General features: G+C 70.2%; 19 protein-coding genes. 4 read left to right on the top strand and 15 right to left on the bottom strand.

Going from position 1 to position 21,358, the window contains the following annotated elements:
* The first annotated feature begins 354 nt into the window (after positions 1–354).
* Both ACFVTC_RS27020 and ACFVTC_RS27015 read left to right on the top strand, forming a co-directional pair.
* On the top strand, positions 355–585 hold the full coding sequence (locus ACFVTC_RS27020; protein ID WP_390131114.1) for a DUF6479 family protein: 231 nt from the start codon (positions 355–357) through the stop codon (positions 583–585).
* A gap of 278 nt (positions 586–863) precedes the next feature.
* Positions 864–2,150: an AI-2E family transporter gene (locus tag ACFVTC_RS27015; RefSeq protein WP_390131113.1), complete on the top strand. Its 1,287-nt coding sequence runs from the start codon at positions 864–866 to the stop codon at positions 2,148–2,150.
* Positions 2,151–2,186: 36 nt separating this feature from the next.
* Here the strand turns inward: ACFVTC_RS27015 and ACFVTC_RS27010 are convergent, their stop codons facing one another.
* From ACFVTC_RS27010 to ACFVTC_RS26945, 14 genes are all read right to left on the bottom strand, one after another.
* A complete protein-coding gene (locus tag ACFVTC_RS27010) occupies positions 2,187–3,542 on the bottom strand; it encodes a PP2C family protein-serine/threonine phosphatase (protein ID WP_390131112.1) in 1,356 nt (451 codons plus the stop codon).
* A complete protein-coding gene (locus tag ACFVTC_RS27005) occupies positions 3,539–4,765 on the bottom strand; it encodes an ATP-binding protein (protein WP_390131174.1) in 1,227 nt (408 codons plus the stop codon). The genes ACFVTC_RS27010 and ACFVTC_RS27005 overlap by 4 nt, the downstream gene beginning before the upstream one ends.
* Positions 4,762–5,175, bottom strand: coding sequence for an ATP-binding protein (locus tag ACFVTC_RS27000; protein WP_390131111.1), 414 nt, complete (start codon positions 5,173–5,175; stop codon positions 4,762–4,764). Before ACFVTC_RS27000 ends, ACFVTC_RS27005 begins: the two co-directional genes overlap by 4 nt.
* Entirely contained in the window at positions 5,172–5,612 is a 441-nt protein-coding gene (locus ACFVTC_RS26995) for an STAS domain-containing protein (RefSeq protein ID WP_390131110.1), read from the bottom strand. Before ACFVTC_RS26995 ends, ACFVTC_RS27000 begins: the two co-directional genes overlap by 4 nt.
* Positions 5,609–6,433: an STAS domain-containing protein gene (locus ACFVTC_RS26990; RefSeq protein ID WP_390131109.1), complete on the bottom strand. Its 825-nt coding sequence runs from the start codon at positions 6,431–6,433 to the stop codon at positions 5,609–5,611. Before ACFVTC_RS26990 ends, ACFVTC_RS26995 begins: the two co-directional genes overlap by 4 nt.
* Positions 6,434–7,326: 893 nt before the next feature.
* A complete protein-coding gene (locus ACFVTC_RS26985; protein ID WP_168533057.1) occupies positions 7,327–7,545 on the bottom strand; it encodes a hypothetical protein in 219 nt (72 codons plus the stop codon).
* Between the two features lie 177 nt (positions 7,546–7,722).
* Positions 7,723–8,994: an FAD-dependent monooxygenase gene (locus ACFVTC_RS26980; RefSeq protein WP_390131108.1), complete on the bottom strand. Its 1,272-nt coding sequence runs from the start codon at positions 8,992–8,994 to the stop codon at positions 7,723–7,725.
* Positions 8,995–9,131: 137 nt separating this feature from the next.
* A complete protein-coding gene (locus tag ACFVTC_RS26975) occupies positions 9,132–9,329 on the bottom strand; it encodes a hypothetical protein (protein WP_390131107.1) in 198 nt (65 codons plus the stop codon).
* Positions 9,330–9,962: 633 nt separating this feature from the next.
* Positions 9,963–13,148: a GH92 family glycosyl hydrolase gene (locus ACFVTC_RS26970; protein WP_390131106.1), complete on the bottom strand. Its 3,186-nt coding sequence runs from the start codon at positions 13,146–13,148 to the stop codon at positions 9,963–9,965.
* A gap of 389 nt (positions 13,149–13,537) precedes the next feature.
* A complete protein-coding gene (locus ACFVTC_RS26965) occupies positions 13,538–15,592 on the bottom strand; it encodes an ATP-binding protein (protein ID WP_390131105.1) in 2,055 nt (684 codons plus the stop codon).
* 482 nt (positions 15,593–16,074) lie between these two features.
* Positions 16,075–17,499, bottom strand: a complete 1,425-nt coding sequence (locus ACFVTC_RS26960) for an RICIN domain-containing protein (RefSeq protein WP_390131104.1) — start codon at positions 17,497–17,499, stop codon at positions 16,075–16,077.
* 553 nt (positions 17,500–18,052) lie between these two features.
* A complete protein-coding gene (locus tag ACFVTC_RS26955) occupies positions 18,053–18,598 on the bottom strand; it encodes an EF-hand domain-containing protein (RefSeq protein ID WP_390131103.1) in 546 nt (181 codons plus the stop codon).
* Positions 18,599–18,781: 183 nt separating this feature from the next.
* Positions 18,782–19,177, bottom strand: coding sequence for an ArsR/SmtB family transcription factor (locus tag ACFVTC_RS26950; protein ID WP_390131102.1), 396 nt, complete (start codon positions 19,175–19,177; stop codon positions 18,782–18,784).
* A complete protein-coding gene (locus ACFVTC_RS26945) occupies positions 19,174–19,620 on the bottom strand; it encodes an SRPBCC domain-containing protein (protein WP_390131101.1) in 447 nt (148 codons plus the stop codon). The genes ACFVTC_RS26950 and ACFVTC_RS26945 overlap by 4 nt, the downstream gene beginning before the upstream one ends.
* Before the next feature lie 184 nt (positions 19,621–19,804).
* Here ACFVTC_RS26945 and ACFVTC_RS26940 point away from each other — a divergent pair, with 184 nt between their 5' ends.
* A complete protein-coding gene (locus tag ACFVTC_RS26940; RefSeq protein ID WP_168533035.1) occupies positions 19,805–20,044 on the top strand; it encodes a hypothetical protein in 240 nt (79 codons plus the stop codon).
* On the top strand, positions 20,044–20,427 hold the full coding sequence (locus ACFVTC_RS26935; RefSeq protein WP_153286752.1) for a toxin Doc: 384 nt from the start codon (positions 20,044–20,046) through the stop codon (positions 20,425–20,427). Before ACFVTC_RS26940 ends, ACFVTC_RS26935 begins: the two co-directional genes overlap by 1 nt.
* 76 nt (positions 20,428–20,503) lie before the next feature.
* Here ACFVTC_RS26935 and ACFVTC_RS26930 read toward each other — a convergent pair whose 3' ends face one another.
* Positions 20,504–21,220: a tetratricopeptide repeat protein gene (locus ACFVTC_RS26930; RefSeq protein WP_390131099.1), complete on the bottom strand. Its 717-nt coding sequence runs from the start codon at positions 21,218–21,220 to the stop codon at positions 20,504–20,506.
* Positions 21,221–21,358 lie beyond the last annotated feature (138 nt).

Raw genomic sequence — 21,358 nt, 5'->3', positions numbered from 1 at the left:
GGGGCGTCCCCGGCCGATGCCTCCCCGCTTCGCCGTGCACGCCCCGTTCTGACCCGCTGACGGGTCGTCGGCACGGTCCGCTCCCCGCGGTACGGGGGGCGGACCGTGCCTCATCCGTCGCGCCGAGGTCCCGCACCCGGGGACCCTCGGCCGTCGGCCGAGGCCGGAGGAACCGGGGCGGGTGCCACGCCGGTCCGGTCCGTGCACGGCGGCACGCGCGAGCCGTCCAGGCAACGGCCGCCCTGCGGCTCGCCCCGGCCCGCGCGCCCTCACCATGCGTCACGGACTGTCGTCCTCATCGGAACAAGCGCCCGTCATCCGTGAGGGGCCCCGGAAAGGGGGTAGACGGCGGCCATGATCTCTTCGTATGTCCTCGCGGCCGACGGGACGTCGTCGCTGCCCCTGCTCGTCGCCGGCCTGGTGCTGGCCGCCCTCCTGATCGGCGCGTTCTGGTACGGCAGCCGGCGTGTCGCACGCCACAAGGATCCCGGCGCCGCCCCCGCGGACCAGAACCCGCGGGCGGCGGCACGGCGGGACTCCTGGCAGACCCCCGACGACGACACCGACCGACACCCCCGAAGCTGACCGGCTCCACGTCCGCGTCGTCACCACCGGAGTGGGAGGCCGACATCGCCTTCGGCCGCGCGCCGGCCCTCCCGCTGGAGGACCGGCTCGGCGCCCACAACTCCGCCGCTCGGGAGAAGGGCTGTCCACCCTGCACGCACGCCCCTGCCGGTGATCTGACCGCCCCCGCCCGCCCCGCGTATGTCCACCGCGGTGCCGACGCGCGGGGCGCTCGTCCCGCGGGTGGCTGACCGATCGGAACGGGGGCACAAGGCCAGCGATGCAAAGGGAGGTTCCGGATGCCCCGGATCCACGGATGGCGCGATCGCGTGAAGAACGGCGCGGCCACGCTCGGTGAACGCCGCGCGCGGGCCCGTGCGGGCCAGGACGCGGACGACGAGGCGACGGCAGGCCGGGAGCGGCCGGCGGAGGTCCAGCGGGCTCGCCCCCGCACACCGGACCCGGCCGGCGCGGTGCCCTGGGGCATGCGGGTGGCGGCCGAGGCCGGCTGGCGGTTCCTGGTCCTGGCCGCCGCGGTGTGGGTGCTGATGCGGGTGATCGGCTCCGTTCGGCTGGTCGTCCTCGCCTTCGTCGTCGCGTTGCTGATCACCGCGCTCCTCGAGCCGACGGTCTCCCGGCTGCAGCGCGGCGGGCTCCCCCGGGGGCCGGCCACCGCGGTCACGGCGATCTGCGGGTTCGTCGTGCTGGGGCTGGTCGGCTGGTTCGTCGTATGGCAGGTGCTCGACAACGTCGACTCGTTGTCCGGCCGTCTCCAGGACGGAGTCGAGCAGTTGAAACAGTGGCTGCTCCAGAGCCCGTTCCACGTGACGGAGAAGCAGATCAACGACGTCGCGAAGAATCTGAGCGACGCGATCGGCAGCACGAGTCAGATCACCTCGACAGGCCTCCAAGGGGTCACCGTGCTGGCCGAGGCCCTCACCGGCATGCTGCTGACGATGTTCTCCACGCTGTTCCTGCTGTACGACGGCAGGCGCATCTGGGAATGGACGCTCAAGCTGGTCCCGGCCGAGGCCCGGCCGGAGGTGGCCTCAGCGGGTCCGCGCGCCTGGCGGACACTCACCGCGTACGCACGCGGGACGATGATCGTCGCGTTCATCGACGCCCTCTTCATCGGAGTGGGCATCTACTTCCTCGGTGTGCCGCTCGCCGTCCCCATCGGCGTGGTGATCTTCCTGAGCTCGTTCGTGCCGTTGGTCGGTGCCGTCGCCTCCGGCGCCATCGCGGTCGTGGTCGCCCTGGTCACACAAGGCGTGTTCACCGCGCTCATGGTCCTCGTGGTGGTGCTCCTGGTACAGCAGATCGAGGGGCACGTCCTCCAGCCCTTCATCCTGGGACAGGCCGTCCGGGTCCACCCCCTGGCCGTGGTCCTGGCCGTTGCCACCGGTGGCCTGGTCGCGGGGATCGGCGGTGCCGTGGTCGCCGTACCGCTGGTCGCCGTCGTGAACACGGTGGTCGGTCATCTTCATGGCCACCGGGGTGAGGACGAGCAGGAGGCTACGGCCGTACCGGCCCTCGACGAAGAGGGGCCGGGGCAGTCCGAGGCCCTGACGCACGACGGCACCTGACCCACCGGATCCGGGCGGGGAGAACGCGACGGGCGATCAGAGCAGTTCGGGTGGGTGCAGCCGGGCCGCGAAAACGATGATGTCGTCCTCGGAGTCCGCGCCGAAGGTCTCCAGCAGCTCGGTGCACAACGCGTCCGGTTCCTCGGGGCCGGACGCGGCGGCGCTGCTCAGCAGCTCGAGGCGCTCGTACAGGTTGCTGTCGCGGGTCTCGACCAGCCCGTCGGTGATCATGAGGAGCCGGCTGCCCGGCCCGACGGGGTGGCTGACGGCGACGGGTTGCGGCAGTCCCAGGCCCAGCAGTGGGCCGTGTTCGCGCAGATAGCGCGGTTCGGCACCGGGGGCGAGGAGCAGGGGCGGCAGGTGGCCCGCGTTGGCGACGTGCAGGCGGGTGTTGCCCGGTTCGATCAGCACGATGCATACGGTGGCGGTCCATCCCGGCTGATGCAGTCCCAGGAGGTGGTCCAGGTGCTGCAGCAGGACGTGCGGGGGGTGGTCCTGGGCGGCGTAGGCGCGCAGGGCGTGGCGGAGTTCACCCATGACCATGGCGGCCTGCAGGGAGTGGCCGACCACGTCGCCGACCGCGAGGAGGAGTCCCCGCTTGGTGGCGATGGCTTCGTAGAAGTCGCCGCCGATCTCGGTCATGGACGCGGCGGGCAGGTAGCGGACGGCGATCTCCGTCCCGGGGATCCGGGGCAAAGTGGCTGGCAGGAAGGTGCGTTGCAGGGCCAGGGCGAGTTCGTGTTCCTGACCGAAGCGTTCGACGACGTCCTTGTGCTCGACCGTCAGTTCCGCGTACAGGGCCATCACCCCGGCGTTGGTCTCGGTCAACTCCTCGTTGAGTCGCTCCAGTTCGTCGCGTTGGGCGTGTGCCTCCTGCAACGCGGCGATCAGGTCCCTGGTCTGTGCCTGCAGGTCGTCGATCGCGCTCGTAGGGCTGTCGGACTGGAGCAGGGCCAGGACCTGTTCCACCTTCAGGTCCCGGGCAGCGGGTTCGGGAACCAGGCAGGTGATCGCGATCCGGCCGCCGCCGGCGCGGACAGGCCGGCCCGGGGCGCCGGGGGCGGGTTCGTAGCGGGTCTGGGGCAGGAGCCGGGTGACGGCGGTCAGCGACTCGCCGCTGGGTGCACGGTCGTCGCGCCACTGCAGGAGGGCCTGGAGTGCGGCCGGTTGCCGCTGCATGGTGAAGGCGGCGGTCATGACGGTGGGGCGCAGCAGATCGCGTCCCAGTTCGCTCAGCGCGGTGGCCAGGCGTACCTGGTCCCGGCTGTCGAGGCCGACGGCTTGGGCGATGGTCTTGGCGTGGCGGCGCAGCGCGAAGACATCGTGCTCGGTACTGATCGGCGTGACCAGCAGCGGAGTGTGGTCGCGATGGCGCGGGGCGGTCGCGCTCACCAGGCCGCCTTGGCGATCACCGCGCTGGCGTCGTCGCGGCGGGTCCCGGCGTGGCGTAGCAGACCGGCGGCGATCACGGCGGGCGGGTGGTGCAGCAGGCCGGCCAGGTCGGCGGCGGTCCAGCGTTCGCTGAGCCCGTCGGAGTGCATCACCAGGATTCCGTGGGCCGGCAGGCGGTGTTCGTAGGTGCGCAGCTGGTGTGTCTGGTGGCCCGCGATGCCGGGATGGGAGAGCAGGATGGTGCGGGTCGTGGGGGTGACCAGGGCGGCGGTGATGTTCCCGACGCCGCAGAACAGCAGCCTGCCGTCCTGCTCCAGGCGCGCGATGGCCACCGCGGCGCCGCGGGTGCCGCGCAGGGCCCGGTGTACCAGTTCCATCGCCTGTTCGGGGGTGCGCGCGGCCCCGGTGCGGAAGGCATGGACGGCCGCCCGCGCGGCCAGGGCGGCCATCGGGCCGTGGCCCAGCCCGTCGCAGGACATGACCAGAAGGCCGTCGCCCGGTCCGGCGACGGCGGCGCGCACCGGCACGGAACGGCCCCTTGCCCCCGGGCGTACGAAGGCGTCCGGGTTTTTCGAGTCCTTCCGTGCGCGCTCGGACGGGGGCCGGACACCGGTCAGGGTCGACCAGTCGTGGCGCGCGGTGCCGGACTCGACCGGGCGGGTGGTCCCGTCGCCCTCCGGCGGCGTCGTCCGCTCCCCGGTGTCCGTGCGCGCGGCCCACGCGTCACCGCAGACCTGCTCACCTCCGATGGGCCGGGTGATACCTCCGACGGCCGGCTCACCGATCACCGAGGGCTGCGGTGGGCGTGGCCAGAAGCGGGCCAGTTGGACGGTGCCGCTGCCCGGCTGGGAATGGATGTCGAAGGTGTCCGCCAGGCGCTGGACCGCGCCGAGGCCGATGCCCAAGGTGCCGACGGTCGACATCCCGTCCCGCAGCGCCGCAGGAACGTCCGCCATGCCGGGACCGCCGTCCACGGCCACCACCTCCACCCCGGCCACGGACTGGTTGCGCAGCACGCGCAGCAGCAGGGAGCCGTCGACGGCGTGCTTGGTGATGTTGGTCGTCAGTTCGGCCACCGCCAGCACCAGCTCGGCGGTGCGCTGATCGCCCAGACCGATGCGCCGGCCGAGGGCGGCCGCGGCGCCGCGGGCGGCTTCGGGCTGGTCGCGGAACCAGGCGACGTCCTCGCAGTCCACCAGCCGCGGCGGGCCGACCGTCGTCATCGGACCCACTTGGTGATGGTGACGGTGGTGCCCTGTCCCGCCGCGGTGTCGAGGACGAAGTCGTCGACCAGCCGTTTGGAACCGGACAGGCCCAGGCCCATGCCGCTGCCGGAGGTCCAGCCGTCGGTCAGGGCCAGGTCCACGTCCGCGATGCCCGGTCCCTGGTCGGTGAAGACCAGGCGTACGCCGCGTCGCCCGCGTTCCTCCACCAGCAGGGCGGTCATGGTGCCGCCGCCGCCGTGGACGAGGGTGTTACGGGCCAGTTCACTGGCGGCGGTGATGAGTTTGGTCTGCTCCACGAGCGAGAACCGGCATGCCTGGGCCAGCGTGCGCACCAGTTGACGAGCCTGCACCACCCCTGCGTTCGCAGTGATCTCCAGTAGCTCCGGACCCCGGGGGGCGCCGCTCACTGGCCGGCCGCGGCATCCGGCACAACGCCCTCGAAAGGGGTTCCGGCCGGGGAATCGGAGTCGGGGTCGCCCTTCGCCCTGGCGTGGGCCTGCTCCAGTACCCGCAGCCCCTTGTCCAGGGTCAGCGCGGTCCTCACTCCGCCGAGGGACAGGCCGAGTTCGACCAGGGTGATGGCGACGGCCGGACGCATGCCCACCACGACGGTCTGGGCGTCCAGCAGGCGCGAGATGGAGGCGATGGTGGCCAGCATCCGGCCGACGAAGGAGTCGACGATCTCCACCGCGGTGATGTCGATGACCACCCCGTGCGCGCCGGACTCCACCACCATGGCCGCCAGGTCGTCCTGCAGCAGCATCACCGCCTGGTCGTCCAGGTCGGTCTGGATGGACACGAGCAGCACCTGCCCGATCTGGAGTACCGGGACTCGCTCGCTCACCGGGTACCGGCCTGCGGTGCCGTGCGCGAGAACGCGATGCCGGAGCGGCGCAGCGCGTGCCGCAGTGCGTCGGCGAGGGTGGCCTTCGTGACGATGTCACCGAAGTCGATGCCCAGGGCCACGATCGTCTGGGCGATCTGCGGGCGAATACCGGAAATGGTGCACTCGGCGCCCATCAGCCGGGCCGCGACCACCGTCTTCAGCAGGTGCTGGGCGACCTCGGTGTCCACCGCGGGAACACCGGTGATGTCGATGATGGCCTGCTCGGAGCCCGTGTCGATCAGCGCCTGGAGCATCTTCTCCATCACCACCATGGTGCGCGCGGAGTCCAGGGTGCCGACCAGGGGTACGCCGATCACCCCGTCCCACAGCTTCACGACCGGCGTGGACAGTTCCAGCAGCTGCTCGGCCTGCGCCGAGATCAGCTCCTCGCGGGTACGGGTGTAGACCTCGATGGTGAACAGGCCCAGGGTGTCCAGCAGCGCGGCGAACCTCAGGTACGCCTCCAGGTCGCCGGCCTCACCGCCCTGTGACGGCTCAAGGACCTCTTTGAGAGCGAACACGCTCACGGCGGTCTCGGTGGGCGTGAAACCCTGCAGGGCCCGGTTGCGCGACAGTTCGGTGAGCAGGGCGCGGACTTCGCCGAACTCCTCTCCGCGTCCGTCCAGACTGCCGCTGCCCAGCGCGGCCACCAGTGCGGCGAATATCTCCTGAAGTTCGCGATGGATCTCGGCGCGGCTCACCCGCCCGCCCAGCGACCCGGTGACCTTGTCCGCCCAGTCGGCGCCCAGATCCTCACCTCGGACGGACAGCAGTCCCATCAAACGATCCGAAACGACGTCACCGGCCACAGAGCACACCCCTCTTGGAAGAGACCGAGCGGTCCCCTCGGAACCTTAGGCCATTGGGGTGGGGTGGTGTGGTCACCGTTTCGCGGCGATGACGATCACCGTTTCCGGGAAGCCGGAGAGAGAGGCGGCGTGCCCTCAATGCCGCATCTGAAACCGAGATATTCCTCGCGTGCCGGAACGCCATCACACGGCGAAAAGGGCCGGTGAGGAAGTCGCCTTCCTCACCGGCCCTTCACACCCGTTCCCGGAACGAGGGTTCAGTCCTCGCCTCTGACGATGTTCCCCTCGGGACTGTCCGCCTGGTCACGCCGTGCAGCGAGGGCGGCTGTCGCAGGGACGCAGGTACGTACTCCGCTCCCGTTCCGACGACGCGCTTCCGCCCAGCCTGTCTCCGGCCGACGCGTGGCGATCTTCCTGCTGACCTCAGTGCTCACGACACTTCATCTTCTTCCTGCGCCCAGCCCGTTCGAAGCCCGGCTCTTCCGTCGTCTTCTTCCGTCGTCTTCTGGATACCCGACATCTCTCATCTCTCGGATACCTGAACCGAGTGCCCAGCCGAGACACCGAGAAACGCCGATGCGGCGAGGCTCCCGGAATTCGAGGAGAGAACCGGCAATGGGATCATCATCCGCCAAGTCGGCCCGACGCGCACGTCGTGTTCCCGTAACCGGCACGCTTCGGTCCGGGACACCGGGATCCGCCAGGCGGCGGTCGTACGACCGCCGGTGCCGTGGCGTTCGCGGATTACGGGTTTCTCCCTCTCGCCATGGTTCCCGCCCGGCTCGACCCGCCCGCGGGCGTACGTCGCGCTGCGTCCCACGGTCCGCACGCCCTCATCCACCCCGCGCAACGCGCATGACCGTTCATGCCTGCCGTGACCACACCTCGGGCCCACCACCGTGCCACTCGATGACCGGCGAGTCCGCCACATCGATCTCGTCCACGTCCGTCCACCCCGCCCGCCGCATGATCTCGGCCAGGCCGCGCAAGCTGAAGGCCGCCCCCATGCTCTCTCCGTCCACGCACACCTGTCGTCCCTCCCCCTTGACGAGTGCACTGACGACTACGACACGCTCGGTCATGCGGCAAGCATCGCCCGCGGCCACATCCCGCGCATCCGGACGTGGCCCGTGGCGAGGTGCCGGTCCTGCCGGCCGGAGGACTCCCGAGTGGCACGCGCCGCCACGGGTTCGAAGGTCGCCGGACTGGCGCGCGTACGATCGGCGGCGCGTCCCGTGCCGTCCCGAAGTCCGTGTGGGTCAGGTGGTGTGCAGCGGCGCCTTCACCTCGGTCCGCTGCCGCCCGGCGGACCGGCTTCCTCCCAGCGCGGGCAGCGGGGCCTCGCCTCGCCGGCGGGTGAGATACCAGCGTCGGCCGGTGTCGTAGGCCCGTCGTGCCCTGCGGATCGCGGCGATCTGCGTGGCGAGGTGCACTTGGTAGCGCCAGGGGGTCTGGTTGCCCTGACGCACCGACATGGCGTACGCGAAGGACACCGGGTCGCGGTCGAAGTAGTCGTCGAGCTGCTCGAACCAGGCCATGCTCGAGCGGGCGCCCGCCTGCACGGTGTGCAGTTCGGTACGACGGTGCTGGTCGTACTCCCGCAGCGCGACCGCCTTGTCCGGGTACTGCGAGAGGCTGTGGGCGAGAACGATCGCGTCGATCATCGCCAGCCTGGTCCCCGACCCCAGCGTGAAATGGGTGGTGTGCGCGGCGTCGCCCATCAGGACCGTGTCGTCCTGGAACCATGTCCGGTTGCTGACGTGGGCGAAACGCTGCCAACTCGCAGGGTCGCCGCGTGACTTGCTGATCAGTGAATGGCCGTCGAGTGCCCGCCGGAAGATCCCCTCCAGCAGCGGCATGCTCTCCTCGGCGCCGAGGGAGTCGAGCCCCAGGCCACGCCAGGTCTGCGGGGAGCACTCCACGATGCAGGTGCTGATCCCTTTGACCGACGGGTAGGCGTGGAACCAGATCCAGCCCGCGGAGGTCTGCTCGAAACAGAAGACGAAGGTGTCGAACTCCTTGTCCGTGCCCAGCCAGATGTAGGGGTTGCGGCCGACCTCCACCCGGGGCGCGAAGTGCGCGGAGCGGGACTGCCGGATCCGGCTGTTGGCACCGTCGGCCGCGACGACCAGGTCGGCTTCCGGCAGATCCGTCGGATCCGTGGCCTGGTGCCCGTACCTGACGTCCACGCCGAGGCCCGAAGCACGCCGGGTCAGTACGTCCAGCAGGGCCGCGCGGCCCATGCTGTACCCGTAGCCGCCGAAGTACGCGGACCCGTCGTGGTGGGCACCGTGCAGGGCCACCTCCTGGCCCTGCCAGAGCACGGACTTGGCTCCGATCTGTCTGGCGCTCTCGGGGTCGTTACGGTGCAGAATGTCGAGCAGGTCGTTCCAGTAGACGACGCCCCAGCCGTAGGTGGCCGCGGGCGGATCCCGTTCCAGAACGGTGATTTCGTGTCCGGCGTCGCGGAGCTTCGCCGAGATCGCGAAATACAGTCCGGCCGGACCGCCACCCACGCAGACGATCTTCATCCCGCCTCACAGCCTCGACGCCCTCGTTCACGCGGATGCCGTCCGGATCACGGCAGGGATCCGGGCGTCCCACGGGCTCGGACGCCCGGATCCTTCAGTTCATGCCGGTCACACGGATGGCCGTAGCGGATGACTGGTCACCAGCCACCTCCGCCCCAACCGCCGCCACCCCAACCGCCGCCGCCCCAACCGCCGCCACCCCAGCCGCCCCCGCCCCAGCCGCCACCCCAGCCGCCGCCCCAGCCGCCGTGACCGCCCCAACCCCAGCCGCTGTCGTTGCCCCAGCCCCAGCCGCCGCCGTGACCGCCGCCCCAACCCCAGCCGTCTTCGTGCACGGACGAGGTTGCAGCAGGAGCAGAGGCGGGAGCTGCCGCGCTGGCCGCCCCGACCCCGGCCGCGATGGCGATGATGGGCGCCGTACAGACGGCAATGGCCACTCGCCTGATGCGTGAAGTGTTCGCTCGCATGATGATCCCCTCTCCAGAGGGTTGATGTCGCTGCCGGGCGCGGGAGAGCGAGCGCCCATGCACATCTGGGCCGGCATACAGCCCGTGTACGGGGTCCGGCGCCGGATGCCTTGCCTCCGACCCAAGGACTGCCAGGTCGTATCTTTTGCCCACAAAAGGGACGAAAACCTGCACGTACCAACCTAGGAGTCCAGCTCGACGAAGTCAAAGAAATGACGGTAAAAAGTGGCAGCAACCGCCAGGTGCTCGTGGACGTGCGTCGCGTCCCGTCGGCCGCGACCTCGGGCATGCGGCGACGGCCGTGGAGTTCTGCCGCCGGCCCGCTCCGACGACCGTGGCGATCTGATCGCGGAGGGTTCCCGGATCTCACCCTGCGTGCTGAGGCCGCCCACGAGCAGGCACCCGGCAGGCACCGGCCCTGGGCCGCCCTCGTCCGAGCCCGACGCCGGGCCGTCTCCGCGGGCCGGAGAGCGGGCTCCGCCCTCCGGCCCGCGGCGGACCTCAGCCGAGACCCAGCGCGAAGATGTGCAGGTCGCCGTCCATGGGCAGCGTGACGGACTTGATCTGTTCGCCCTCCGGCACTTCATACGGCTCGGTGGCGAAGACGAACGCCGCCTCGCCCTTGCCGTTCGGGGTGTTGCGGTATTCCGTCTTCGCCACCACGGAGTTGCCGTACACCGGATCGGTGCCGCCGCCCGGCCGGGTCCAGTCGCCGAAGGACAGATCCGTCCGCGCGGTGGTGCCGTCGGTGAAGGTGACCGTCGCGCTCCCCCTGCGGTCGCCGTTCGTGGCCGAGCCGACGAAGACCAGCCGCTTGGCGTCCTTGGTGTCGGCGGCGAGGTCGAGCCGCCGGCCGTTCGCCGTGACGCTGTCCGGGCGGCCCGCGGGCGTGCCGGGCCAGGTGAAGATCGTGCCGGAGACCTGTGTTGTCGCACCGCCCTTGAGCCCGGCCGCGGCCAGCGCCTGCCGCGAGTAGCTGTTGCCCGCGCCGTCGAAGTCGGCCTCGACCGGTGTGCCGTCGCTCGACACGCCCACAGCCGCGTACGCGTTACCGAGAGCCGCGGTGACGCCGCCCTCCTCGGCCACCAGGACGATCACGGTGCGGTGCACGGCGTCACCATGACGACCGCGGACGGTGAACGGCACCTCGTAGTACCCCGGTTCCGTCCCGGCCGCCGCCTTCACCGTCAACTCGGCGGTGCCGGAGCCCGTGTCCGGGGCGAGGTTCATCCTGTCCCCCGACACCGACAGTCCGGGCGGAGCGTCCGCGGCGACCGTCAGCGTGCGGTCGTGTCCGGCCAGCGCCTGCCCGTGCACCACGAGTTTCGTGCCGACGCCGCCCGGGGACACGGTCACCTGGTTCCGGGCGCCGTACGCCAGGAAGTCCTGTTCACCGTCGCCGTACGACGGCGGCGCCGCCTTCGCGGACGTGGCCCATGACCTGTCCGGAGTACCGGACAGGTCGAAGTCCAGTCGGCCGCCCTTGGTCACCGCCGACTTCGGCAGATACGTGCGCTCATGGTCGCGGCCGTCGAGTCGCAGCCCGTGGACGTAGGGCGTGCCCGCCGCCGCGCGTGGGGCGCGGATGTCCAGGTCCCGGCCATGGCCGGGCAGATCCACGACCACGCGCGGGAAGAGCGGGCTGTGCACCGACAGGTCGGCGGTGCCCGGTGTGGCCGGGTAGAGCCCGACGGCGGCCCAGACGTACCAGGAGGACTGGGCGCCCAGGTCGTCGTTGCCCGGCTCACCGTCCGGGGTCGGACTGAAGAGACCGGTCGCGATCGACCGGACCTTCTCCTGCGTCTTCCAGGGCTGTCCGAGGTGGTTGTAGACCCACGGAACTCCGAAGTCGACCTCGTTCCCGGCCCACATGTACGGCTCGTTCGGTCCGGCGTTGAGCTTGCCGAAGAAGGTGTCGAGCCGCTTCGCCGTGGCCTCGCGGCCGCCCATCGCCCGGATCAGGCCGGCGGTGTTCTGTGGGACGAGCCAGTTGTACTGTGCCGCGTTGCCCTCGTCGTAGCCGTCCTGGCCGAACTTGCCCGCCGGCGGCGGCTGGTAGCCGGGGCCGTCCGGGAAGAGACCGTCGTCGCCGCGCGGGGACAGGTAGCCGGTAGCCGGGTTGAGGATGTTCTGCCAGCTCTGGCCGCGGCGGGCGAAGGCGCGCGCCGTGTCCCGGTCACCGGCGGCCCGCGCCAGCTGTGCGATGGCGAAGTCGTCGATCGCCCACTCGAGGGTGACGGAGGCGCCGACGCGGGCGTGGTCCCCGCGGACGGCGCTGTTGTTCGCGTAGCCGCGTTCCACGTAGTCCTCGACGCCCGGCCGCTCCTGGTACGCGCCTGGCGTGTGGTCCACCGAGGTGGCCCCCTTGAACAGGTACTTCAGCGCGGTCCTGAGGTCGAAGTCGCGTGCGCCGTAGGCGTACAGGTTCGCGATCAACGGGACGGAGTTGTCGCCGGTCATCTGGCCCGTGTAGTCGTTCGCGAGCGGCCAGCGCGGCCACCAGCCACCCTGCTCCGCGTCGTTGACGAGCGACTGCGCCATGTCACTGGCCTGCTTCGGGAACAGCATCGCCTGCAGCGGGGCGAGTGAGCGATAGGTGTCCCAGTCGGAGAAGTTGGCGTACTGCGCGCGGCCCTCGGGGAGCGTGCGGACCTTGTCGTCGAAGCCGATGTAGCGGCCGTCGGCGTCGTTGAAGGTGTTCGGGTGCATCAGCGAGTGGTAGAGGAAGGTGTAGAACATCTTCCTCTCACCGGTCTCACCGCCCCCGACGCGGATCTTGCGCAGTGCCTGCTTCCACTGGTCCCGGGTCTGCTCGCGTACGTCGTCGAGGTTCCACCCGGGCATCTCCGCGGCCATGTTGGCCCGGGCGCCGTCGACCGAGACGTACGACATGGAGACCTTCGCTCGCACCGTACGTTCGCCGGTCGTGTCGAACGTCAGATAGGCGCCCGCCCTGGGGGCGTCCACCGACTCGCCGCCGTCGGTCACCGCCTTGCCGTCCCAGGTGCCGTGCGCGACGAAGGGGCGATCGAAGGTGATCGCGTAGTGCACGGTGTACTCGTTGCCCTTGCCGCAGAAGTTGCCCGTGGTCGCGGATCCGGTGATCGCGCGGTCGCCGGAGATCGTCAGATCGGCCTTCTTGTCGCCGGAGAGACTGCCACCACCCTTGACCAGGACCTGCGCCTTCTTCCCGATGTCGGCGGGAAAGGTGAACGAGGCCAGTCCGGTGCGGGTGGTGGCGGTGAGTTCGGTGCGTACCTTCGCACCGTCGCCCGTGGTCACGGCGTAGTAGCCGGCCTCGGCCTTTTCGTCCGTGTGCGTGAAGGCCTCGGTGCGGTCCCACGGTGCGCTGCCGACGTCGCCCGCGACCGGCAGCAGCGGCACGTCGCCGAACGCGGTGCAGCCGACCGACGCGTGGTTGAGGCTGAAGCCCTTGATCTTGCTGCTGTGGTACTGGTAACCGGCGTACGAGCCCTCGGTGTCGGGCGAGAACTGCATCATGCCGAACGGGGTCGACGGGCCCGGGAAGTTGTTGATCTCTCCGACGGACGCGCCGCCGTTGCCGGTCCCGATGAGCGGGTCGACGAACTCGGTGGGATCTTCGACGAGTTCGGCGCCCCCAGGTTTGGACAACGTTGTCTGAGCGGCGGCAGCCACTCCTCCCGAGCCTCCGACCAGTACTGCCATGACTGCTGCTGCGACTGCGACTTGCCTTCTGATGCGTCTCACGTGCGACTCCTGTGCAGTGGCGTCCCGGCCATCACACACTCAGGCATGCTCACGCCAAGGTCAAGAGGCCCTCCCCGCCACCGCGAGGGCCGCCGTGCACCGGCCCCCTAAGGGCTGTCCCGTAATCCCCGGTGGATCAGCGCGGGGCGTCAGATGCGGTGCATCGCAAGGCGGAGGGTCGTCCTCATACTGGACGTATTCGGGCGATCCGACAACGCGGCGAGGTGCCGTAGCTGTCGTCGTGCGCCCGCCGGGGATTACGGGACAGCCCTTAGGCGCGATCGGGCCGGATTCATCGGCGCGCGGCACCCTTTCCCCGGCCCGAACTCGGCGGTCCGTGACGACGGTCAGGAGGGTGAAGGGCCCTGCAGTACGAGGGCGAGGCCCAGTTCGGCGTCGCCGTTCAGCGCGTCATGGAACGCCCGGTCGTAGGCGTCGTCCCCTGCTGCCTCGCGGGCTTGCAGTTCCCATTGGTCACGCACCTCGGAGAGCTCGGGCGTGCCGTGATTCGGGTGACCGAGCATGCGCCAGAAGGAGTTCCCGGTGCCCGAGGTACGAGCGGCCCCGATGCCATTGCCCTGAACCGCGTTCGCTCCGGTGAGGAGGTCGAGAGCCAGGGCGATTCCAAGGTTGTCGTTGAGGTTGTGCTTGCTGGCAAGCATGGCTCGGGCGTGGCGTTCGGCGTCGTGCGCGCGCCCCTGGAGGAGGTCTATGAAGGCGAGTTGGTGGAACGCGTACGACCGCGCCCAGTGCTCGCCGTACCGGAGGCTGAGACGGCGCAGGCCGATGGCCGCTTCGTAGGCCTCCGCCAGTCGGCCCAGCGCGGAGTGGGCGAACGTGCGGATCACCATGCAGCAGAGCTGCGGCGCCCCGGAGGGCGGTGACGTGCCGCGGGTGATCAAGGCGTGGTCGCTCACGTCGTAGGCGGCCTGGGGACGGCCGGCCATGAGGTGGGTGAGGCCGAGGGTGTGGGCGGCGAACAGCGCGGACTGCGGGGTGCCGTCCTGCCGCGCCGCGTCGGCGCATTCCTCCCCGACGCGCAGCGCGGTCCGGTGGTCGCCCTGGAGGGTGAGTGTGATGCCCAGGGCCCAGAGTGCGCGGGTGCGGGACGGCCCCTTGGGCGTGTCCAGAGCCAGGGCGCGTTCGAGATAGTCGCGGGATTCGTGCAGGTGCCCGCAGCAGGGCCAGAACAGGCCCGTCCGGCCGGCCATTTCGAGGGCGGCGTCGGGGTCTGCCTCGATGAGGTGGTCGAGTGCGGCGCGTACGTCCGTGTGGCTCGCGGAGATCCGCGCGTACCAGGCGACCTGCTGGCCGCTGAGCCACCCGGCTTCGGCCTCGGCCAGTACGGTGGCGAAGTGCGTGGCATGGAGCCGGGCGAGGGCGTGTTCCTCACCGAGTTCCGCGAGCCACATGGCTCCGTACTCGCACAGTGTGTCGAGCATGCGGTAGCGGGTGCCCACCTGCTGGAGGACGGACTGGTCGACCAGCCGCTCGAGGAGCCGGGGGATGTCGTGGGCACCGAGGGGGCCGCCCGCGCAGACGGCCTGCGCGTCCGCGGCTTCGACGGGGCCGCGGAAGACGGAGAGTCTGGCCCACAGCAGGCGCTCGAGCGGGGAACACAGTTCGTGGCTCCAGCCGATCGCGGTGCGAAGGGCTCGATGGCGCTTGGGCCACGCCGTCTCGTCCACGAGAGTGTCGAGCCGTGAGCCGAGGCGTTCGGCGATCTCCGTGAGGCTGCTCTCCCGCAGGCGCGCGCAGGCGAGTTCGACGGCGAGCGGAATTCCTTCCAGGCGGCGGCAGATGGCGGAGACGGCTTCGCCGGAGCCGGGGGAATCGAGGGACACCTCAGGGGCGGCCGTGGCACAGCGCTCGCGGAACAGACGCACCGCGTCGCCGCTGCCGCCGTCGTCCATGGAGAGCGGAGCGACCTCGAAGCGGTGCTCACCCTGGACGCGGAGGGGTTTTCTGCTGGTGGCGAGAACGGTCAACCGAGGTTCGGCCAGCAGGAGTTCGCTCACCAGGGTCTGGCAGGAAGCCAACACACGTTCGCAGCAGTCGAAGACCAGCAGGACCTGTTGGCCGGTCAGCCACTCGCGCAGCGCTTCGACCGGAGCGCGCGGGTTGTGGTCCAGGAGATCGACCGCGTCACAGACCGTGGCGGTGAACAACCGGTCGTCGTAGAGGTTGGACAGGTCGATCCACCAGACCCCGTCGGCGTACCGACCCCGTGTCTGCTCCGCGACGCGCAGCGCCAGGCGGCTCTTGCCGACACCGCCGCCGCCGGTGAGGGTGATCACTCGGTGCTGGGTCAACGCCGTCTTGACTGCGTCGAGTTCGCTGTCGCGGCCGACGAAGCTGGTCGTCGTGACCGGGAGGTTGCCTACCACGGCTCCATCCTGCATGCCTCGCGCACGGACCTAAACCCTCTTACAACAAGCGGTCAGAAACGATCGACCTTGACAACTATTCGATCGGACGGTTCCTGTAGTCGACGCGGTGAGACAGTCCGCGTGATCCCAGGGGCCGGCGGTGCCCGACGGATCCACCTCTGACCACGGTCGCCTGGACGCCGTGGTACCCGCGTCGAGGGCGTCCCGGCCGGCCCAGACAGTGCCGCCGTGGCCCTAAGGGTGAGGAAGGGGACGGCGAAGCCGGCTCGGGTGCCGCCCGGACCGTCGACGAGCCGTCCGACCACGGCGGCGGAGACGGCGATGCCCGCCGCGCTCGCGGAGTTGGTCCAGGTGAAGGCATGGGTCAGCACGGACCGGTCCGTGACCGCCTCCACAAGCGTCGAGGAGACGATGACGCACGGAGCTCCCAGGCCGCACACGCTGCCGCCCGGCACACACAAGGTGCACCGGGCGGCAGCGGGCCTGGCCCCCTGTCAGGCCGGGAGGTGGAACTGCTGGTTGGTGCCGCCCGCGCAGGTCCAGATCTGCAGCCGGGCTCCGTTGGCCGTCGACTTGTCGGTGACGTCGAGGCACTTGCCGGACACGGGGTTCACGAGGGTGTCCCCGCTGCCGCGCTGCCAGACCTGGGCGCCGGTACCGTTGCAGTCGTACAGCTGGACCTTGGTGCCGTTGGCGGTGCCCGCCGCGGTGAGGTCCATGCACTTACCGAGACTGCGGACGGTGTTGTCGGAACCCACGGTCCACTGCTGGGCGGTGGTGCCGTTGCAGTCGTACAGCTGGACGGCGGTGCCGTTGGCGCTGCTCGCCGAGGCGACGTCGACGCACTTGCCGCCGAGGCCCGTGATCTGGCCGGTGGAACCGGTGGGCGGCGGGGTGGTACCGCCGGTCACGGAGTTGAAGGTGCTGGAGAACTGCCAGGCGCTCTGCGGGGTGCCACTGCAGGTGTCGGAGAGCTGGCCGTTGGTGGCGCAGGCCTTGTCGCGGCCGAGCGCCCAGAAGGCGAGTTCCTGGATCCCCTTGGACTTGGCGAAGTTGGTCAGCGTGGTGGCGTTGCCGGTGGTGAAGATCTCGCTGACGTCGTCGTTGACCCCGATCATCGGGGTGTTGCCCTCCATCGCCCACAGCTGCGCGTCGGACTTCTCCGGCCAGATGGCGCCGAGCTGGGTGCGCAGGGCGGTGGCGGCGTCGGTGGCCGCCTTGCCCATGTCCCGGGTTCCGTCGTAGTAGTCCATCGTCATGATGTTGACGAGGTTGACGTTGAGTCCGTTGCTCTTGGCGTTGGACAGCAGCTTCGTCCCGTTGCCGTCCAGCCCGTTCGGCATGGACGGCAGGGTGTACTGGACGTCGAGCTTGCGCCCCGCGGCGGCGTACTCCTGCTGGAGCTGGGCGAGCGCCTTGTTGCGGCGGTCGTTGCCGGCGGTGTCCGCGATCGCGCCGCCTTCGATGTCGAAGTCGACGCGGGTGAGGTTGAGGGTGTCGATGACCTTCTTGTACTGGGCCTTGAGCGAGGTCACGGTCGTACAGGCCTGCGCCTCCTCGGTTCCGGAAGCACCGCCGAAGGAGGCGATGACGTCGCCGCCCGCTCCTCGCAGGGAATTGATCGCGGAGGTCCAGCCGGCGTCGGTGACGGGCGTGTCCCCGTTGAACATGGCGTTGCAGCCGCCGCCGTCGATGACGAAAGCGAGCGTGTAGTACTTCAGGCCCGTCGCGTTGCGGGCGTTGGTCATGGCCGAGGGCGAGTTCCACGTCTCGACGTAGGGCGCGGCGTAGTGGGCGGGGAAGCCGGGGCCCGGGTTGGCCGCGGCGCTCGCGGAGCCACCGGCGGCGACGACGGCGGTGGCCGCCATGGCAAGGACGGCGGGAGCGGTGGCAAGGGCTCTGACGGCGGATCTGATCACAAGACGGCTCCTGTCATGAGCGCGAGGGGGCGCGATGATGCGGGGGGGGTGCCGTGAGCGGAGCATCGGGGACGGAACGGCAGTTCATGTGGCTGACGTCGATTCCGTCACATGAACATCCGATGACCGATGACGGTATGGACTAGACCAGCTTCACGTCAATACCTTTGAATCCGGGAAGAGTTCGGGTGAGCGCGGCCGCCGCCGCTGCCGACTCCGGACGTGTCCTCGCCACGGGCTGAACCCCGACGCCGGTGCAGGCGTCGGGGTTCGCGATGACTCTTCCCTTTCCGGGCCGCGCGGAAGGCCCCACCGCGGAATCCCGGCGAGTGCGTGAACGCGTCCCGTCGATCGCTTTGCGGTGTTCGCTGCAACGCCCTTGCCGCTGACCGCACCCGGGTGAGTACGCCTGCACCCTCGCCCACTCCGAGCCGGTCGCGTCGCCCCCTGCGCACCACATCGGCCGGACCGCGGGACAAGCGCCGGGTCGCGCTGACAGCCGTCAGCTGTCAGTACCGTCAGCCGTCAGATCTCAGCCGTCAGATGTCAGCCGTCAGCCTTCAGCCGGGAAACGGCCGCAGAGCCAGTTGCCCGGTTCCGCCGGGTCGTCGCTGGTCCAGAACTGGCGCCAGAGGAACGCGAACTCCTCGCGGCCGAGGTGACCGTCGCCGTCCGGGTCGAGCAGCTCGAAGACACCGGTCATGTCCGCCGGCCGCCCGTTCCAGGTCTCCACGAGCCTGCGGTGTTCCTCCGGGGAGATCCGGCCGTCACCGTTGGCGTCAACGGCGTCGAAGACGGTGTCGGCGGTCGCGGTGACGGCCTCGGCCATGGTGGGCAACCGGTCGACGAGGGTGAGCAGTTCACCCATGTCCACCGTGCCGTCACCGTTGGCGTCCCCGGCCTCCAGAAGAGCGCCCCACCAGCCCATCAGCAACATCTCGACCCGCGCGTGCAGTGGTGTCCCGGGCCCCACTCCCGGGAGCAGGCTCCAGCGGGCGACGAGCGTCGTGAAGTCGTCCTCGCACAGATAGCCGTCACCGTCCGCGTCGAACGCGGCGAACATCCCCTTGAGCTTGCGCTCCTGAAACGCGCTGGCCATGAGCGGCCCCCCTCGACGCCGAACCGAACCGCGAACCGCGGACCGCGACTGCGGGACGCGTGCCGTTCCCGTTTGCGGTCGCTACGGACAGCGTAGGCCGGAACGCGCCCCCGGCCCCACGGGCACATGTGGGCGAACGGTCACCCACCTGACGGGGTGACCGTTCGCGCGCCGGACGACTCCTCACGTGTTCCGGTCCCGTGACGGGCCCGGGTCGCTCCCCTCGTTCCGCGCCTCCCGCTCCGCCGCCTCGGCGATGTGCTTGATGTCGGCCAGTCGCCGGTCCCAGTCGGCCGCGAGCGTGGCCATCCAACGGGCCGTGGCGTTCAGGGCCGCGGGCCGCACCGCGTAGCGCACCTCGCGTCCGACCCGGCCGCCGGTGACCAGCCCGGCGGCGTCCAGCACGGAGAGATGCTTGACCACCGCCTGCCGCGAGACGGGAAGCCCTTCGGCGAGTGTCGTCGCGGTGGCCTCGCCCCGCGCGGCCAGCAGTTGGAGCAGTTGGCGTCGCGTCGGGTCGGCGAGCGCGACAAGGACGCTGTCGACGACCTCGGCGGCGCCAGGACGTTCTTCGGTCACGTGGAGGGCTGTTCGGCACGCGACTTGAGCGCGCCGAGTTCGAGGGGCCAGCCTTCGCTGTGGTCCTTCACGTTCTGGCTGCGCAGTTCCTCGGACCCGGCGAGTGCCGCGAACCCGCTCTCCACGACGCGCAGTCGCGTCCGGTCGCCTTCCTGGGACAACGTGAACTCCACGAGGGTGCTGTTGTCCTCGCGCAGTTCCTCTCCGGGGAACGCGCTGGTCCAGCGGTACGCCAGGTACGTCGGCGGCTCGACCTTCTCCACGCGCACCGGGAAGTCGCCGTGTTCCGCGTTCTTCGCGATCATCGTCTCTCCCGCCCTGGCCACGGTGCCGGGAAGGCTCGCCTTGTCGGCCACCCAGAATCCGGGCTGGGCGACCAGCGCCCAGACCCGCTCCAGGGGTGCCGCGATCAGGGTCTCGCGTTCGATGCGGTCCTCGCTCATCAGGGAACTCCGTCCATGTCGATTTCGAGTGCAACTCAAGGGTTGCACATCAAATCTCCAGGAGCAACCTGAAGGTTGCACCCGAGAGGGCGCCGGCACCCGCGCCGGCGCCTCCAATGCTCAGGACGCCTGACTTTCACCCCTCGTCTGGCTTCACAGGTACCTGATAGGTACCATGCTTGCCATGCCATCACTGAATGTGACGTTCACGGACGAGGAAATGGAAGGTGTGCGCGCGGCCGCCTCGGCGGAAGGCAAGAGCCTGAAGCAGTACATGCACGATCTCGGCGTCCGGGAGATGCACCGCAAGCGGTTCGTCGCCGGCGCCACCTCGTGGGCGGACAAGCTGCACGCCGAGTTCGACGAGGCGTTCCCCGACGAGGTCCCACCCTCGCAGCGCGGCGATGGGGTCGCCGCCGCCTGATGAGCGAAATCCTGTACATCGATGTCTCCTGGCTGCTGGACGTCCAGGAAGCCGCCCTGGGAACCGACGACGTGTCGGTCACCGACTACTCGGCCCTGGTCGCGGCCGTCGCGCGGCACAAGACGCGCATGCCGACCCTTCAGACGTCCAATCCCGACACGGCGTGGCGCGCGGCAGCGCTTCTGCACACAGTCGTACGTCTCGAACCGCTGCCGCACCGCAACAGCCTCTTCGCGGCGTTCGTCGCGGCCCAGTACATGGACCAGTCCGGCGAAGGGATCGATCCTCCGTACGGCAGCCTGTCCGACCTGATCAGAAAGGTCCGGGAGACCCGCCTGCCGATCTACGCCGTCGCGGATGTCCTGCGCTCCTGGCGGATCTGACGTCGCGGAGGGACTTCCGGCCCGAGCGCCGCGAGCACTCCGCGTTCCGCGCGATGCCTCCCCGGACCCGTGGCGCTCAGTAGAAGTCGCCCCGGTGGTGCGGGGGGTTGACGGCGTCGCGACGCTGCCGCAGCAGCCCGTCCGTCCTGTTCGCCGATATCTCCCGCAGGTGTGCCTGACTCTGCAGGGTCATCATCGACCCCAATGAGTGACGTACGGTCATCGGGTTGTCCACGCACGCCTGGTACAGCGCGGCGGCGCTCTGGGCGTCCTGGTAGAGGGTGCGGTAGACCTCGGCGGCACGGTACTGGCCGTAGGGGTGATTGCGTGCCGCGGCCGCCAGGAAGTACTCGAGGGCGTGCTCCGCGGGGGTGCGGGTCACGGGCAGCAGCCGCTCCAGGTACAGGTCGCCCAGGGCCAGCATCGCTTCGGGCTCGCCCAGTTCGGCCGAGGAGCGGTACCAGCGGGCCGCCTCGTCGAACGACTGGGGGATACCCGCCTGGGGGCAGCCCTGGTGGTACAGCGAGGCGAGGTAGTAGGCGGCTCGCGGTGAGCCGGTGCTCTGCCGCAGCCGTGGCACCGCGTTCGCGTACTGCCCCCGCACGTAGTCGATGTGCCCCAGGAGCTCGACGGCGGCGCTGTGACCGCCCGCCGCCGCGGTTTCCAGGAAGGCGGTCGCCGCGTCGCGGTGCTCCGCGCTGTCCCAGCAGTGCAGGCCGATCCGGTAGTACTCCTCGGCGCTGGTCGGCTCGTGTCCGTCCACGGTGAAGTTGGTCCCCTGCCACTGCACCACGTCGTCGCCTCTCTCGTCCTGACCTGCCTCGGCGGGCGCCTACCGTCATTGTGCCGCAGTCCCGCGAGGTCGCCGGGGCGTCGACGGCGACAATCGGCCCCGGAGGCGGAATTCCCGTCCGGGACACGGGTCAGGTGT

Origin of the sequence: Streptomyces sp. NPDC057950, assembly GCF_042887295.1 — a bacterium.
In the GTDB taxonomy this organism is placed as follows: domain Bacteria; phylum Actinomycetota; class Actinomycetes; order Streptomycetales; family Streptomycetaceae; genus Streptomyces; species Streptomyces kaempferi.
The sequence above is the reverse complement of the archived record's forward strand: the minus strand, read 5'-3'. Positions and strand labels throughout refer to the sequence as shown.

What these genes read in the sequence shown, in the direction of transcription:
- ACFVTC_RS26965 (WP_390131105.1), bottom strand. Translation starts at nt 15,592, where the DNA reads ATGCAGGATGGAGCCGTGGTAGGCAACCTCCCGGTCACGACGACCAGC.
- ACFVTC_RS26970 (WP_390131106.1), bottom strand. Translation starts at nt 13,148, where the DNA reads ATGGCAGTACTGGTCGGAGGCTCGGGAGGAGTGGCTGCCGCCGCTCAG.
- ACFVTC_RS26955 (WP_390131103.1), bottom strand. Translation starts at nt 18,598, where the DNA reads ATGGCCAGCGCGTTTCAGGAGCGCAAGCTCAAGGGGATGTTCGCCGCG.
- ACFVTC_RS26945 (WP_390131101.1), bottom strand. Translation starts at nt 19,620, where the DNA reads ATGAGCGAGGACCGCATCGAACGCGAGACCCTGATCGCGGCACCCCTG.
- ACFVTC_RS27020 (WP_390131114.1), top strand. Translation starts at nt 355, where the DNA reads ATGATCTCTTCGTATGTCCTCGCGGCCGACGGGACGTCGTCGCTGCCC.
- ACFVTC_RS26935 (WP_153286752.1), top strand. Translation starts at nt 20,044, where the DNA reads ATGAGCGAAATCCTGTACATCGATGTCTCCTGGCTGCTGGACGTCCAG.
- ACFVTC_RS27015 (WP_390131113.1), top strand. Translation starts at nt 864, where the DNA reads ATGCCCCGGATCCACGGATGGCGCGATCGCGTGAAGAACGGCGCGGCC.
- ACFVTC_RS26990 (WP_390131109.1), bottom strand. Translation starts at nt 6,433, where the DNA reads ATGGGACTGCTGTCCGTCCGAGGTGAGGATCTGGGCGCCGACTGGGCG.
- ACFVTC_RS27005 (WP_390131174.1), bottom strand. Translation starts at nt 4,765, where the DNA reads ATGACGACGGTCGGCCCGCCGCGGCTGGTGGACTGCGAGGACGTCGCC.
- ACFVTC_RS26985 (WP_168533057.1), bottom strand. Translation starts at nt 7,545, where the DNA reads ATGACCGAGCGTGTCGTAGTCGTCAGTGCACTCGTCAAGGGGGAGGGA.
- ACFVTC_RS26940 (WP_168533035.1), top strand. Translation starts at nt 19,805, where the DNA reads ATGCCATCACTGAATGTGACGTTCACGGACGAGGAAATGGAAGGTGTG.
- ACFVTC_RS26980 (WP_390131108.1), bottom strand. Translation starts at nt 8,994, where the DNA reads ATGAAGATCGTCTGCGTGGGTGGCGGTCCGGCCGGACTGTATTTCGCG.